Source organism: Peribacillus sp. NPDC097264, from assembly GCF_050277925.1.
GTDB lineage: Bacteria > Bacillota > Bacilli > Bacillales > DSM-1321 > Peribacillus.
Map to the genome: position 1 here is coordinate 46,499 of NZ_JBNNSR010000003.1, position 14,889 is coordinate 61,387.

General features: G+C 42.6%; 18 protein-coding genes. 4 read left to right on the forward strand and 14 right to left on the reverse strand.

Annotation, left to right across the window (positions count from 1 at the left end; translation table 11 throughout):
• Positions 1–17 precede the first annotated feature (17 nt).
• Together spoIIP and gpr are read right to left on the reverse strand one after the other, a co-directional pair.
• Positions 18–1,220, reverse strand: a complete 1,203-nt coding sequence (gene spoIIP / locus ACQKL0_RS05515) for a stage II sporulation protein P (RefSeq protein ID WP_427686560.1) — start codon at positions 1,218–1,220, stop codon at positions 18–20.
• An 85-nt stretch (positions 1,221–1,305) separates the two neighbouring features.
• A complete protein-coding gene (gene gpr, locus ACQKL0_RS05520) occupies positions 1,306–2,424 on the reverse strand; it encodes a GPR endopeptidase (RefSeq protein WP_402869619.1) in 1,119 nt (372 codons plus the stop codon).
• 271 nt (positions 2,425–2,695) lie between these two features.
• On the opposite strand from gpr, the gene rpsT reads away from it, so the two are divergent.
• Positions 2,696–2,962: a 30S ribosomal protein S20 gene (rpsT, locus tag ACQKL0_RS05525; protein WP_402869621.1), complete on the forward strand. Its 267-nt coding sequence runs from the start codon at positions 2,696–2,698 to the stop codon at positions 2,960–2,962.
• A gap of 82 nt (positions 2,963–3,044) precedes the next feature.
• Here rpsT and holA read toward each other — a convergent pair whose 3' ends face one another.
• Positions 3,045–4,058: a DNA polymerase III subunit delta gene (gene holA / locus ACQKL0_RS05530; protein ID WP_403079291.1), complete on the reverse strand. Its 1,014-nt coding sequence runs from the start codon at positions 4,056–4,058 to the stop codon at positions 3,045–3,047.
• A 324-nt stretch (positions 4,059–4,382) separates the two neighbouring features.
• Here holA and ACQKL0_RS05535 point away from each other — a divergent pair, with 324 nt between their 5' ends.
• Positions 4,383–4,517: a YqzM family protein gene (locus ACQKL0_RS05535; protein WP_402869625.1), complete on the forward strand. Its 135-nt coding sequence runs from the start codon at positions 4,383–4,385 to the stop codon at positions 4,515–4,517.
• A 68-nt stretch (positions 4,518–4,585) separates the two neighbouring features.
• Here the strand turns inward: ACQKL0_RS05535 and ACQKL0_RS05540 are convergent, their stop codons facing one another.
• The 3 genes from ACQKL0_RS05540 to ACQKL0_RS05550 all read right to left on the reverse strand — a co-directional run bounded on the left by ACQKL0_RS05540 (position 4,586) and on the right by ACQKL0_RS05550 (position 8,199).
• Positions 4,586–6,892, reverse strand: a complete 2,307-nt coding sequence (locus ACQKL0_RS05540) for a DNA internalization-related competence protein ComEC/Rec2 (protein ID WP_427686562.1) — start codon at positions 6,890–6,892, stop codon at positions 4,586–4,588.
• 21 nt (positions 6,893–6,913) lie between these two features.
• Entirely contained in the window at positions 6,914–7,471 is a 558-nt protein-coding gene (locus tag ACQKL0_RS05545) for a ComE operon protein 2 (RefSeq protein ID WP_402958381.1), read from the reverse strand.
• 83 nt (positions 7,472–7,554) lie between these two features.
• Entirely contained in the window at positions 7,555–8,199 is a 645-nt protein-coding gene (locus ACQKL0_RS05550) for a helix-hairpin-helix domain-containing protein (protein ID WP_427686564.1), read from the reverse strand.
• A gap of 109 nt (positions 8,200–8,308) precedes the next feature.
• Between ACQKL0_RS05550 and comER the strand changes: the two genes are divergently transcribed.
• Positions 8,309–9,139 carry a late competence protein ComER gene (gene comER / locus ACQKL0_RS05555; RefSeq protein WP_402958376.1) on the forward strand — a complete coding sequence of 277 codons (831 nt, stop codon included), beginning with the start codon at positions 8,309–8,311 and terminating at the stop codon, positions 9,137–9,139.
• Positions 9,140–9,251: 112 nt separating this feature from the next.
• Here the strand turns inward: comER and ACQKL0_RS05560 are convergent, their stop codons facing one another.
• From ACQKL0_RS05560 to ACQKL0_RS05595, 8 genes are read right to left on the reverse strand one after another with little or no spacing between them, the layout of a single operon-like run.
• Positions 9,252–9,995 carry a class I SAM-dependent DNA methyltransferase gene (locus ACQKL0_RS05560; RefSeq protein ID WP_427686566.1) on the reverse strand — a complete coding sequence of 248 codons (744 nt, stop codon included), beginning with the start codon at positions 9,993–9,995 and terminating at the stop codon, positions 9,252–9,254.
• Positions 9,992–10,348, reverse strand: a complete 357-nt coding sequence (gene rsfS / locus ACQKL0_RS05565; RefSeq protein ID WP_402869637.1) for a ribosome silencing factor — start codon at positions 10,346–10,348, stop codon at positions 9,992–9,994. Before rsfS ends, ACQKL0_RS05560 begins: the two co-directional genes overlap by 4 nt.
• The gene (gene yqeK, locus ACQKL0_RS05570; protein ID WP_402958372.1) at positions 10,348–10,920 is read right to left on the reverse strand and encodes a bis(5'-nucleosyl)-tetraphosphatase (symmetrical) YqeK; all 573 of its coding nucleotides are present in this window, start codon (positions 10,918–10,920) and stop codon (positions 10,348–10,350) included. Before yqeK ends, rsfS begins: the two co-directional genes overlap by 1 nt.
• A complete protein-coding gene (locus ACQKL0_RS05575; protein WP_402869641.1) occupies positions 10,910–11,479 on the reverse strand; it encodes a nicotinate-nucleotide adenylyltransferase in 570 nt (189 codons plus the stop codon). The genes yqeK and ACQKL0_RS05575 overlap by 11 nt, the downstream gene beginning before the upstream one ends.
• Before the next feature lie 16 nt (positions 11,480–11,495).
• Positions 11,496–11,786, reverse strand: a complete 291-nt coding sequence (gene yhbY, locus ACQKL0_RS05580) for a ribosome assembly RNA-binding protein YhbY (protein WP_402869643.1) — start codon at positions 11,784–11,786, stop codon at positions 11,496–11,498.
• Positions 11,780–12,622: a shikimate dehydrogenase gene (aroE, locus tag ACQKL0_RS05585; protein ID WP_402958370.1), complete on the reverse strand. Its 843-nt coding sequence runs from the start codon at positions 12,620–12,622 to the stop codon at positions 11,780–11,782. Before aroE ends, yhbY begins: the two co-directional genes overlap by 7 nt.
• Positions 12,623–12,642: 20 nt before the next feature.
• Positions 12,643–13,752, reverse strand: a complete 1,110-nt coding sequence (yqeH, locus tag ACQKL0_RS05590) for a ribosome biogenesis GTPase YqeH (protein WP_402986327.1) — start codon at positions 13,750–13,752, stop codon at positions 12,643–12,645.
• Positions 13,749–14,270 (reverse strand): YqeG family HAD IIIA-type phosphatase, encoded by a 522-nt coding sequence (locus ACQKL0_RS05595; RefSeq protein WP_402869649.1) that lies wholly within the window; start codon positions 14,268–14,270, stop codon positions 13,749–13,751. Before ACQKL0_RS05595 ends, yqeH begins: the two co-directional genes overlap by 4 nt.
• Before the next feature lie 461 nt (positions 14,271–14,731).
• Between ACQKL0_RS05595 and ACQKL0_RS05600 the strand changes: the two genes are divergently transcribed.
• Complete coding sequence (locus ACQKL0_RS05600; protein WP_402869651.1) at positions 14,732–14,872, forward strand: sporulation histidine kinase inhibitor Sda; 141 nt, start codon at positions 14,732–14,734, stop codon at positions 14,870–14,872.
• Positions 14,873–14,889: the final 17 nt, after the last annotated feature.

Genomic DNA, 14,889 nt, shown 5'->3' on the forward strand with positions numbered 1-14,889 from the left:
TAGAGGCTCCTTCCAAATTACTTTGCTTCCGATTCTCCCTTGATGCCATCCACAGCCTTAGCATCCCAATACAATTCGCTGAATACATCAGTGAATGCGTCGACCGTTAAATACATTTCCTCGAATGTATTATCGACGCCTCCAATTTCCAAAAGCATTGCATTACCCGTCAAATCTTGATTGTAAACTCCATTATTTCTTGCCCCGCCCTGTTTCATGACCCCACGCGAGATACCAGGGTATTTTTTTTCTAACGCTTTATGCATTTTATTGGCAAGTGCCGCATTTTTTTCATAATTCGGGTTGTCCCCTCCCACAACAAAAGCTATCTTGGCGTATTGTTTGCCATTAATGGTGATCGTCGTATGTTTTTTCCTTTTGGAATCACGATGGATATCGATGAGATATTCTATATCCTTATTATTCGTCATTGCCGTCTGAACGGTTTTACGTGATTCCTGGTACGCTTTTGCAAAATTCAAGCCCTTGCTATTCAAGTTCCCCATCACATCCGTTTTATTAAGAGAGGCTCCTATACCTTTATCCGCGAGATCGGCGGTCATCCGTGTTCCGAGTTTTGTAATATTGATTTCAGAATGATACGCAAGATCTGGGTCGGTGACACCCTTTAGATAAGGCAGGTACGACTCCCGATTATGGCTATGATATATTTCTACCACCTTGCGGCCATTTGTCGTTTGCTTGGGTTGATTGGGCGTTGTCTTCTTATCAGGTTCTTCTATTTCATCCAGATTTTGCAGTGATGCATCTCTTTCATCATTCATCACCTCTAAAGGTGGTGGAGATTCATACGGCATATTCGTATAGTTCGTTCCTTCACCTGCGACAAGGATCTCGTTATCAAAAATCGAGAACCCTGGTAATTCCCGACCTAGCAAACTACGGGGATCCTCCATTGAGATGTTGGTCGAAAGCTTTACTAACTGCTCCATGACAATCGATTGTTCTTTTCCTTCAGGCAAGGCACTGAAGAAGTAATGGTTTTCATTGGCCAGCATCGAAAATAGCATTTTACCTGAAAATTGGTTAGCGACAGTATGTACGGAATTCGAGGTAATGCGATATTCCGGCCGTAATGAAGTCATGACCCCGCTGACGGAAAAAACAAAAAGAAGCAAGGCTAGGATACCTAGAAACGTTTTTACAATCGTTGATCCGTGAATAGCTGTAATAATACCTGGAGATTTTCTCCTTTTCATCCGTCCACCCTCTCTATAGCTTGTCTACTAATACTTATGACTTTGCTAGAGAGGGTAGAACACCATTTTTGGGCACTAATGCCGTTTAGCGGGTGTAGAAGCCCGCATTACCTTGATTGATTGATTCATGTAACGCCGCATTCAAACCGTTGGCTATCAGATTGGCCATATCTTCAATGAATACATCGACTTCCTTTGGTGTAACCATTAAATTATGACCTAGTGGCGAGAGCACTTCATAAATCAATTTACGCTTCTCTTCATCCGGAAGCACACCGACCATTCCCAAGAAAGTTTCTCGTTCCTTCTCGCCTGGCATATCCTCATCTTTTAGCTTTTTCCTTTTTCCGAAGCTGAATCCAGCGGGGGCCAAGGCGCGTGAAGGCCGACCTCCTTCTTTCAGTTCCTTGCCAAAATGCTTCAGGATATAATCGATTGTGTCGCTCGTGATCGATACGGCATCGACGACAGTAGGGATCCCAATGGCGATAACAGGGACGCCTAATGTTTCCTGGCTCAATTCTTTGCGTTTGTTCCCTACCCCTGAACCTGGATGGATGCCCGTATCCGTTATTTGAATGGTTGAATTCACCCGGTCAATGGAACGGGCCGCCAAGGCATCTACAATGATAAGGAAATCCGGCTTGCTTTTTTCAATGACGCCTTTGATGATGTCACTCGTCTCGATCCCCGTGATTCCCATCACCCCGGGAGAAATTGCGCTGACCGGACGATATCCTTCCTTTACCGACTCCGGCTGCAACTCGAATAAATGTCTCGTAACGACCAAGTTTTCGATGACAGCCGGTCCGAGTGCATCAGGGGTGACATTCCAGTTACCCAGACCAACGACTAAGCAACCGCTTTCCTTTGTGAGCTTGTTCCTTTTCAAAAAATACGCTAACTCGTTGGCGAATACCTTTTCCACCCGTTGCTGCGTATCCGTATCCTGTTGGCGGATCCCTTGGACCTCTATCGTTAGGTAACTCCCCTCTTTCTTGCCAATCTCCTTTTCCCCTTCCGCCGTGACCTCAACTAAGGAAATCTTCAAATCATCCACTTCTTTTTCTTTAATGATCACACCTTCAATATGGGAGACATCCTTCTCTTCGACGACACCTTTCATTTCAAGGGCAATTTCTTTCGCTTCAATTGCCAGATCTGTCCGAATACTATAATTACTTAGGTCCAAATGTTTCACCATAGCGCCTCCTGCTGTTTATATGAGTCAAATCTAGTATTTTAATCATCTCTCTTAAACATTCTTTCATTTTAGCTTTTGTATTATTCATTTTTTTGGTACAATACATTATGACGAGATGAATTAATTTCAGAAATTATAATTACTTTTCGATTCTCAATCTGGAGTATTGCATAATCTTAAGCAGTCTGATAGAATATCATTTGTGCTATTTGATATGGATTTGAAAAGTCGAGTTCATATAATCTCGATTTCTTTGTAGGAGGTGAACGGAATGCCAAACATTAAATCTGCTATTAAACGTGTGAAAACTAACGACACAAAACGCGTTCATAACATTACAGTTCGATCTACTATGCGTACTACAGTGAAAAACGCTGAAGTTGCTTTAGCTGGAGAAAACGTTGAAGCTGCTAAAGAAGCTCTTTTAACAGCTGCTGTAAAATTAGACAAAGCTGCATCTAAAGGATTAATCCATAAAAATGCGGCAGCCCGTAAAAAATCTCGTTTAGCGAAAAGACTTAACGCTCTTAACGCTTAATGAAAACGAAACGACCTTCCGGGTCGTTTTTTTTATGCCCAAAAAGGGGAAAGAATCATTCCATCCCCTCCCCTTTAAGCCTTCATCTGAATTTCAGTAGTAGTAATTCTAAAGTGATTGCTTTATCAGCCTGACCAGTTTTCATCCGATAATCCGCCTCAGCCAAGTCATCTATAATGCTAAGCAGCTCTTTCTCCTGAAATTTGCCTGTCTTTTCAAGGGCCAGTTTCACCCTGTATGGATGCACCCTCAATTGTCCCGCAATTTTTTGCTGACTATACCCTTGTCGAGATAGTTCCTTCACTTGATACATGAGCCTCACTTGTCCAGCCATCACACTCAAAATCTTAATGGGCTCTTCATTTTGCCGAAGTAAATCATGGAGAATGGTCATGGCACTTTCCATTTTTCGTTGCAAGACCGAATCAACCAGGGTAAAGATATTCTGTTCAAGCGATTTAGCCACTAACTTTTCGACAACTTCCGTCGTTATCCGCTTCTCATCTTCTACATACAATGCCATTTTATCCAGTTCGTTCGTCAGCATCATCAAGTTTGTACCCGCAAGCTCCAATAGGAGTTCCGTGGCTTGATCATCGATCTGCACCTGATATTCTGCGACCCGTTCTTTGACCCATACCTTAAGCTCACGGTCGCCCAGCTTCTTCGCCTCAATGAGGACGGCCTTACGCTTCAGTTCCTTGGTGATTTTTTTCCGCTCGTCCAGCTTCTCGTAAGGGGCCGTCAAGACCACAATGGAATAAGGAACAGGGTCCGAGAGGTAGGCTTCTAATCTTTTCACATTATGTTCCACCTTGGACTTTGATTTTTCCGCTGTCAGGAAAAATGGGTTCTGCATGAAAACAAGACGCCTTTCCCCAATGAAAGGGAGGGTCTCCACGTCTTCAAGAGCCGTTTCGACTGGCGTCTCCTCTAAATCAAATTGAGAAAAGTTAAAATCCATTTCATCTTCATGAAGGACATGCTCTATCAAGAGTTGCTTCGTTTCATTAATTAAATAGGCTTCTGTTCCATATACCAAATATACGGGAGCGAATTGCCCTTTTTTTATATTCTTCCAAACGTCTAATACCAATAGAATCCGCCTCTTTTTTATGTATTCTTCTCTAATGGTATAGTGGGAGGAACCATTTGACAAGCTATAAAGGGAACTAGCCCCTAAGGTCTAGTTCCGGATCTATATGAACGCTCTCAAGAAAGGCCCTAGGAAAACTTCCTTGAAAACGATAACCATTCATGTAGAACAATTACGTGCTTGCTTTGTTTGTACTTTTATTTTGACCTCAATTAAGCAAACTATTTGTGACAACTCTTGTCAGTAAAGGAAATGAAGAATGTGACCTGTGGATTTTTTTTTGGTAATGTTTTATACTATTAGCAGAAATAGGAGGGGTAAACAATGAACGAATTCGAAAAGAATGTCCAATCGAAGACTGATGACGTCGCTGATTCCGCAATCGGATTCATCGCTTCATTTGTATTTTTCGCTGCCATGTTCACCATTGCTGTCGTCGTTAAAGCAGTAGGATCCTAATTTTCATGCACTTATTTTTCCCTGAAGGAGGCTGCTGATGCAGTCTCTTTCTTTTGGATTTCTACATACTATGGAAGAATCTTCCGAAAGGTTCCTCCCTTTTTAGTATATTTGTAAATGACGGCTCCATCTTCGTCCGTCCTGAACACCATGATTTTATTTGCTTTCATCGACTCCAACACCTGGCCGTGTGGATGGCCATATCTATTCTCCTTTCCTACGGAAATGATGGCAGCTTTAGGGTGAATTTGCTCTAGGAAGGGGATCGAAGAAGATGTTTTACTTCCATGGTGGCCCACCTTCAAAATATCTGCCCGTAGTTGTGGAAATGCATCGATGAGCTCCATTTCCCCCGGTTCACCCATATCACCCGTGAAGACCCAGGAAAGCCCACCAATCTCGGCATACAAAACAACGGAGGCCTCATTCGTATTTTCTTCCTTCTTGTGGGGATTCAACACATAAAATTTAGCTTCCCCAACGCTCCAAGAGTCGCCTCTTTTCACCATCTTGATTCTTATACCCTTGTCTCGGGCGACAGGGATAAAGTCTTTATCCCGATACTGCTCCTCGCCCCAGGTACCAATAATTACTTCCTCCACCTTGAAATTCTCGATCAACTTTTTTGCACTTCCCATATGATCAGCATCCGCATGCGTTAAAATCAGCTTGTCCAAATGATGGATTCCTTTACTTTTCAAAAGCGGGATTATAGTATCTTCTGCTGTATTATAGGTCTTTCGCTTCTTCTTCCATTCCTCCAGTGGAAATGTGATTTGCCCCCCTGTATCAATTAAATAATTCCCGGCGTTAAACGGCAGGGTAATCAAAATCGAGTCACCCTGGCCAATATCAATGATCTGCACTTCACCGAAGGGAGATAGCTTTTGAATATTGAATTGAAGAAGTAAAAGTAAAATGAACATCCCCCACCAAGCTTTACTTGCGCGAAAAGAAGTCTCCCAATTCACAAACAAGCCCAAAATCGATACAAGTAGGAACAATAGGATGATAAAGCCTGGTTTACCAAACGAGACCGAGGCCAGGGGAAAATCAGAAGCCAAGTCGGCGGCACGATTGCAGAGCGTGAAGGTCACATTAAGGAGTGTTATGAGCGGGTGGCCGAGAGCTGGCACTAAAAGATTCACAACGACCGTTATTAATGAAAATGGAAGCAATATCACGGAATAAAGAGGTACATACAAGACATTCAACAGGACACCCAGGAGGGAAACTTCGTAAAAGTGGAAAAGCAATATCGGGAGGGCCGCCAATTGACAGCTTGTGCTAATGATGAGGAGCTGCATGATCTTTTGGGGATAGTGCAAGAAGATGCCCGAGGACATGATGATGGAAAATGTGACAGCGAAGGACAGCTGAAAGCCAATGTTATAAAGCATGTTTGGCTGAAGAAATAATAAAACCAGATAAATGACGCCAATTGTGACACTCGCTGACAGCCTTTTTTTAAAGAGCATCAGGATAAAGAACAACATGGCCATCAAACAGGAACGCATGACAGAAGGACTTCCGCCGGATAATAGTGTATACATCGGCAAAAAGACCAGGATGAGGATTATCATTCTTTCGCGGGTGATGCCGATACGAATTCCCAAATAAAATAACATGCCCGTTAACAGGCTTACATGAAGCCCCGAAATTGCCAAAAGATGCACCAAACCAAGCCGCTGGTAATTGGTAAGGTCCTCTTCATCGATTTCACTCTGATCTCCAAAAATCAGGGCTGTGACAAAGCCACTCGATTCTTTAGGAAAGTGTTTTTTGATGTAGGAAATCCCTTTCATCCGAAAATTGCGAATCGAGACGACAAGAGAAGCCTTTGACATTTTACATTTTGAAAAAGAGATCGAATCGGCTTTTACTATCCAGTGGGTGTTCTGACGGGAAAGATACTGCTGGTAATCGAAGCTGTTTTCATTACGGTGTGGCTCAGGGACCTGCAAACTACCCTGTATCGGACAGGATATTCCCGTGCGCAAGTGCTGATTTAAACCTTCCTTTTCTTGTTCGGAAGCGATAGTATATCGTAAGAGGAGTTGTTCGCCTTGTTCACTTGTGACGAACCCTTTTAGCAAATTCCCATCGAGTTTTGGCTGGGAAGTAAATGTTACGAGGAAGTGAATTTCCGATCCATCATATATGGACTTGTTTCGAATTTCGGTTATGGAAGCGGAGCTTATAAAGATCCCCATGATGACAATATGAAGGATGAGGACCTTCCACTTTCCACCGCTCCAGTAAAAAAGAAAACATAAGAAAAACAAAATGCAGATTAAAAGCTTCATGCTTAAATTCGAATGGGCTGTAACGCCCAACGTGGCAGAAACCGCTAAGAAAAGAAGGTGTCTGGTCATGCCCGCCCTCCTTTTCATTTACTAATCAAATAACCGCTTGGCCTGCTTTTCCAGGTCCAAAACTACCTCTTTTCCAAGACCGTTTTGTTCCAGTTGACTTAACAAAGATAAAACAAAGTCCTGCTTCTCTTTGCCATTCACGTCGATGGCCCCTTTTGCTTCAACCTTTTCCATCTTAACTCCGGCTTGTTCGAACAATTCAATAGCATAAGGATGGTTTTTGTAATCCTCTGCATAGTAAACAGCCTTGATCCCGGCCTGTATCAGCGATTTACAGCATTGTAAACACGGAAAATGCGTCACATAAATTTCTGCTCCCGCTGTCGGCACGCCAAATTTGGCACATTGTAAAAGCGCGTTCATTTCAGCATGAATCGTTCTGACACAATGATTATCGATGACATAACAGCCATCATCGATACAATGGGTGCCACCCGCAATCGAGCCGTTATACCCACCCGCAATAATCCGGTTATCCCGCACAATCGTTGCCCCCACAGTTAGACGAGTACACGTGCTTCTTAACGCTAACAAATGGCTTTGAGCCATGAAATATTGATCCCAGCTAATCCGATTCATGTGTTGTCGTCCCCTTTGACTCAGTAAATTTCTTTCTTCAATTTTACCTTCTTCCCGTCCTTTTGTGTACCCATTCTCATTATTTATTGAACCGTAATCGAATCCTTTAACTTTTCAAACGTTTTATCCCCGATACCAGAAACGTTCTTCAAATCCTCCACCTGCTTGAATTTCCCGATTGTCTCCCTATATTCAAGGATGGCTGTGGCTTTTGACGGACCGATTCCAGAAAGCGTTTCTAAGTCCGCTTGTGTGGCTGCATTCAAGTTCACTTGACTTCCCGTACCACCAGATGCCCCTTCAGAAGCCACGGAACCAGTTGGAGCGGCAGCAACATTCGCAGGACCCTCTACATCTTCTTCGCCTATCTTCGGTACGTAAATGACCATTTGGTCCTCCACAAGCTGTGCCAGGTTTACTTTATCCTTATCAGCCTTATCCGTGAAACTGCCTGCTTCGGTAATCAAGTCAATTACCCTATCGCCAGCTTGTGCCGTAAATACACCAGGAGCCCGGACGGCCCCCTTCACATCGACTTTCATAATTCTGGGTTCCGATTCGGCTTCTGGCTTCGTTTCTTCTTCCATCTCTTCGTTTGCGGAAGCGGCAAAGATATCTTCTGTGCCAGCCGTTTCGTCTTCTGGTTGAAAAAAAAGATAAAAACCTATTACCACAATAACGATGGCAACGGCTACCACTGTTAGTTTCTTTTTGAGGATTGTCTCCATAATTAATTGAGCCCCTTCCGTATCATTTCATCATTCCATTGTCATAGGACAGGGTAAACGGCCATAGTGTTTATTGAGAAGTTGTGCTTCTTTGAAGGGAGTTGTAGTCATGAAGAAAATCGGTGTGATCGGTACCGGAAATATGGGGACGATTTTAATAGAATCGTGGCTTGAAGCGGAGGTATTGAAGCCAAAGGATTTAATCATTACCAATCGAACGCTTTCCAAAGCCTCAGTATTGAAGGAAAAGCATCCTGGCATCCAATTGGCGGCAAGTGCAGTTGAAGTCGTCCATCAAGCTGATTTTATCTTTCTCTGCGTAAAACCTTTACAAATCCATAGCCTATTGCAGGGCATCAAACATCATATAAAAAAGGAACAATTACTCATATCCATCACAAGCCCTCTCTCTGTCTCTCAGCTTGAAGCAGAAGTTAAGGGGCCATGCGCACGCTTTATTCCCAGCATAACGAACCGGGTCGGTTCAGGGGTATCGTTACTGAGCTTCAGTGAAACGTGCAGCAAGGAGATGCAGGAGTCGCTACAGAAGCTTGCCTCATCCATCTCAGAGCCAACCATCATCGATAATGACATCACCCGTGTCGCTTCTGACATAGTCAGCTGTGGCCCTGCATTCTTTAGCTATTTAGCACAGGCATTTATTGAAGGGGCGGTAGACACGACGAAAATCGATAAAAAAACGGCAACGATTTTAACGGAGAACATGTTGATAGGATTGGGGGAACTGCTGGGTAAAGGCATTTACACCTTACCGACCTTACAGGAAAAGGTGTGTGTAAAAGGCGGGATAACAGGTGAGGGAATCAAAGTTTTAGAAGCAGAAACCGGAGAGATGTTTCATCACCTTTTTCATGCAACACATGAAAAATTCGCAGAAGATCTTGAAGAAGTCGAAAAACAATTTGGCCATCCTTACTAACTATTCGAGAACCAAAATCAAAACTCCTTCCCAATAAAAAATAAAATAAGGGCCAGACCCCCTTTCGTGCATCGCCGTGCGAAAGGGGGTCTGACCCTTATTATTTCCCATATTATTTCCTGGCTACAAAAAGGATTCGTTCGGTTTCGTTAACGGGCGGTTTTTCTTCTAGGTCCGCCAGTATTTCGAGGGTTTCGAATCCTGCTTGCTGCAACCATTGTTTGTATTGTTGAATCGGATAGGTCCGCTGGTAATGTAATTCATCGAAACGGTCATATAAACCGCTTTGATCGTCCCTGACAAAAAAGCTAAGGTCATGCTCGACACTGTATGGTTCTCCCCCCGGGAAACTATCCCAAATGTAGGAGACTTCTTCATCATTGACGGCAAACGTATTATTGTGGAAGATCTCTTCCATCTTATAAATCGAATGGACATCGAACAGGAATAATCCGCCTTCCTTCAAATGATCATGAACCCGGCTGAAAGTTTTTACAATATCCGCTTCCTCGCGAAGGTAGTTCAGCGAATCACAAAAAATCGTGACACAGTCATACAGACCAAGCCCTTCAAGTTCTGCCATATTCTGTTGAAACAAAGGAATCGATAATCCTTGCTTCGCCGCTTTTTCATTGGCAACCATCAGCATTTCATCAGATAAGTCCACACCGGATACATCGAAGCCATGCTGTGCCAGTTCAACGGTAATCTCACCGGTACCACAGGCCAAATCCAGTACTTTCTTTCCTTCGATTCCATATTGCTCTAGCTTCGCCGTCAGAATTAACAACCATTTTTCATAGGGAGCATCCTTCATTAATTCATCGTATACATAGGCAAAGCGTTCGTACGTCATTGAGTCAGTTCACCCTCAAGATCTTCGAAAGGTGCATCTCCCCATAGACGTTCAAGGTTGTAATAGTTTCTTTCGTCTTTATGGAAAACGTGTGCAACCACATCACCTAGGTCAACAAGTACCCATTTCGCTTCATCAAAACCTTCAAGGCGCTTAACATTGATACCCGCTTCGTCCGCTTTGCTCTTCATTTCACGTGCGATGGCTTGTACTTGTTTTTCGGAATTACCATGACAAATCAAAAAGTAATCCGCCACCAAGGAAATTCCCTTCATATTTAAGGCAACGATATCTTCCGCTCTTTTATCGTCCGCCGCTTTTGCTGTAATTGTTAGAAGTTCACGTTCAGTCATTACATCTTCTCCTTCAAATTCATGATTAGATCATTATATGTCTTAAATGTATCAGGGTAAATGGCCTGATTTCTTTTCATTAAAAAGGCCACTGTATTTCGCAAAGCCTGTATGACAGCCTGATCCAGGTTTTCCTTGGCTGTCTGCCTCACTTCGTCGACCCCTGGGAAAGAACGCCCTGGTTCAATATAGTCGGCAAGATAGACGACCTTATCCAAAAGGCTCATTCCCACCCGGCCTGACGTGTGATAGGCGATTGCATCAAGTATTTCACGATCGGTGATCCCGGCCTCTTTTTCTACCAGGTAAGCACCAACCGGGGCATGCCAAAGCTCCATATTGTATTCCAGTAGGTCCGGTGCCATTTTTTCAGAGATGATGATTTGCTCCATTTCCTCTTTTGGACGAAATTTTGCATAATCGTGAAAAATGGCTGCGAGTTCCGCCTTTTTGACGTCGGCACCATATCGTCCTGCAAGTTCAATCGCAGACTCGACCACGCCCAAAGTATGAATATATCTACGCTCGGTGATTTGTTCTCTGACAAGCGCTAATGCTTCCTCACGATTCATATAAGTCATTCCCTTTTATATACTTCACCACTGGATCGGCTAATAAGTATTTCACGGTTTTCCCTGTCCTTAACTTCCTTCGGATCATGGAGGAGGAGATGAACATCTGTGGGACTTGAACCATCGTAATAGGGTAGTCCGTTTTTTCGTTATAGCCCGGCCGTTTCACCCCGACAAAGTTCACAAGCTTGACTAGCTCGTCAATACGATGCCATTTAGGTAAATACTCGATCATATCCGCACCAATGATGAAAAAGAATTCTGTGTCAGGTTCACGCTCTTTCAGCAATTTCATTGTATCATGTGTATAGGATGTGCCTTTTCTTTCAATTTCAATACCTTCTATATAAAAAGAGGGATGCCCGGCTATAGCATCTTCAAGCATAGCCATCCTGTCCAAATCGGTAACTTCCTCCGTTTTTTCCTTATGGGGAGGAACATGATTGGGCATAAATCTGACTTCATCTAACTCTAGAGCATCTAGCACTTCATTAGCAATAATTAAATGTCCGATATGTGGAGGATTGAATGTACCGCCAAGAATTCCAATTTTTTTCATAAGATAGGTAGGTCCCTTACGGTAATTTAATTTGTTTGTTTTCTCTTGATTCTTTATATAATACGATTGTATTACCGATAATTTGAACCAATTCCGCTCTTGCACCTTTTGATAAAGCACGTCCTACTTCATTACGTTCCTCATCACAGTTTTGCAGGATGCTCACTTTAATCAATTCGCGTACTTCTAGCGCCTCACCAATTTGCTTGATGAGATTGTCATTGACCCCGCCTTTTCCAACTTGGAAAATTGGATTTAGATGATGGGCCTTTGAACGTAAAAATCTTTTCTGCTTTCCTGTTAACATGTGTTACCTCCTAGTTTGTTCAAGACAATATCTGTCATTCTTGTTGTGTCCGGCTTGATTCCGGTCCAAATCTCGAAAGCATACGCAGCTTGGTTGACGAACATGCCAAGTCCATTAAGCGTTACCGCACCTTTTTCCTTGGCTTCACGTAGAAACTGCGTTTGCAAAGGATTATAGATAATGTCACTGACAAATGCACCGGCCTTAAGCTGGTCTAACTTCATTGGGGATTGATCCAACTTCGGACTCATCCCGCAAGATGTTGTTTGGATGATCAAATCATATTGTGATAAGCTTTGTTCCGCCTCGTCAATCGTGAGCGCCTTTGATTCTTTATCATATGGGCAATCAGAAACAAGGTGGGCTGCCCGGTCCTTCGTCCGGTTCGCAATATCAACTTGCTTTACCCCTTCTTTAACAAGGGTAAAGTAAATGGCACGTGCAGCACCGCCCGCTCCGATCACTAACGTTTTTTTAGCCTTAATGTCACCTGATATTTCATCGCATAAAGATCTATAAAATCCTATTCCGTCTGTATTATACCCTATAAAGCGGCCTTTTTCGTTAAAAACTGTATTTACTGCCCCGATGGCAAGCGCCAATTCGTCTACCTCATCGAGTAGGGGAATGACTGGGGTCTTATGTGGAATCGTTATGTTAAACCCTGATACACCAAGGGCTTTCATGCCTTTTATCGCATCAGGCAAACTATCTGGTTTGACATGAAAATGATGATAAACGGCCTGTATATTTTCTTTTTCAAAAGCATCATTATGAATGTCCGGAGACATCGAATGAGCAATTGGATCCCCTATTACACCAAATATCTTCTTCATGGAATCCCTTCCCCTATGGATTAGATTAATGATTTACGGACGATTACGTTAACGCCTTTCGGTACATGCGCGACGACCTTTGCTCCTGGTTCATTGACTGTAACCCAGCCAAGACCTGAAAACACAATATCCATTTTACCTTCTTTTAAAGTAAACTCATGCGGAATCAATTTCGGGAATTCTTCCAATTGAGCCGGACGTGGAGGCGTCAGCATTTCTCCAGCATGATTCTTATATAATTCATCCGCTTTCTCCAATTTCGTACGGTGAATGTTCAATTCATTGGAAAGATAACATGTCAGAGAGCGTCTGCCTCCTGATACATAATCCAAACGAGCCAATCCGCCAAAAAACAACGTTTGAGCTTCATTCAACTGATAAACCCTCGGTTTGATTTCCTTCTTCGGCATGATAACCTTGAAATCACGTGTATCAACATAGTGGGCCATTTGATGGTGGTTGATGATTCCTGGTGTATCAATCAAAGCTTGTCCGTCATCCAACGGGATCTCAATCATATCCAAAGTCGTTCCAGGGAAATGCGAAGTCGTGATGATATCCCCTTCACCGCTCACTTCTTTAATAAGGCGATTGATGAAAGTTGATTTCCCGACGTTCGTACAACCGACGACATATACGTCCTTACCATTCCGATATTTTTCTATCGCATCAGCCGCTTCAAGGATATGTTTTCCCTTTTCTGCACTGACAAGCAGGACATCGACTGGATTCAATCCCAATTCCTTCGAAGATTTCTTCATCCAATTAATCAGTTTATTCGGCTTTACCGATTTTGGAAGCAAGTCTACCTTGTTTCCAATCAATAGTACGTCATTATGTCCGACAAATCGGTGCAATCCAGGCAACCAACTTCCATTGAAATCGAAGATATCGACGATTTTAACAATCAAAGAATCGGTTTCTCCCACTTTATTCAAGATTTTCAAAAAGTCATCGTCCGTTAAAGAAACATCTTGAACCTCATTATAATGTTTTAATTTAAAGCAACGCTGACAAATGATGCTTTCTTTTTCCAGTGCGGATTGAGGGGCGTAGCCCAATTCCTTGGGATGTTCTGACTGGACTGTCACACCGCACCCGATGCATACTAATTCTTGTTGGCTGTTCAATTGTGTTCCTCCCATTCTATCATTCCTTTTCGTTTAAAAAACGCCATGATCTTTCTTTCGAAATAGCGGTTAATTTTCGTTCTGAATTCATCCGTTTGTGCGACCGGTACGACGAGGATCGTATGGAATCCTCCCCTATTTCCTCCCAATACATCCGTCATCAGCTGATCTCCGATTACTACCGTCTCTTCCAACTTCAAGCCCATTGCCTTCCGTGCTTTATGGAAGGCTCTTGCCATCGGTTTTCTCGCCTGATGAATAAAGGGAATCTGAAGGGGGTCGGAAAAAGAACGAACGCGTTTCTCATTATTATTCGATACAATCGTCACTAAAATCCCGTGGGCCCGTAATTTATCGATCCAGATAATCAATTCAGGGGTAGCGGTGGGCCTATCCCACTCCACCAATGTATTATCTAAATCAGTGATCACTCCTTTTATTCCCTTTTCTTTCAACTTTTCAGGATCTATATCAAAAATGCTTTGAACATGTTCACTCGGCAAAAATAATTTAAGCATACTGACACCTCTGTATTTTCTTTGAAATTTACCGTCTCTATCATATCGAATTTTCGGCTTACTTTCAAAAAATTCGTGAAAGAAGGGCTAATCGTAAAGAAACATCATAATGTATGTTTTCTAATATGAAAAGGCATTTTTCAAACAAGCTAAAGAAATCGATAACTTGAATCCATGAGTCACCCTAAAAATTACCAATAGTTTTCGACAAATATTGCCTACAACCAACCTGTGGATAACTTTACTAACATTTTCCATACTGATATGTAACATCTCACTTACTTTGTAAACAACTTAACCACAGGTTATCCACTTTTGGTTGTGGATAACAGAACGATTGTTCTCCAAGTTTATTTCTGATACAGTAGGGGTACACCAAAGATGACTTAATAATATATGTCTGAAAATGCAAAGTATTCCTCGCATTCCAACTGGAGGTGGCAGCCGTAAATGGCGTTCTAATGCAAAAACTATCCGATGATTTGTTGCTTGAATCCTATTTTAAAGCAAGGAATTTAAAGCTGAGCTCTGATTTCATCCGTCTAATTGAAACAGAAATCCATCGAAGGTCCTTAACACATAGAATTCGCTCATTATTTTAATATGGGATACATAGGCT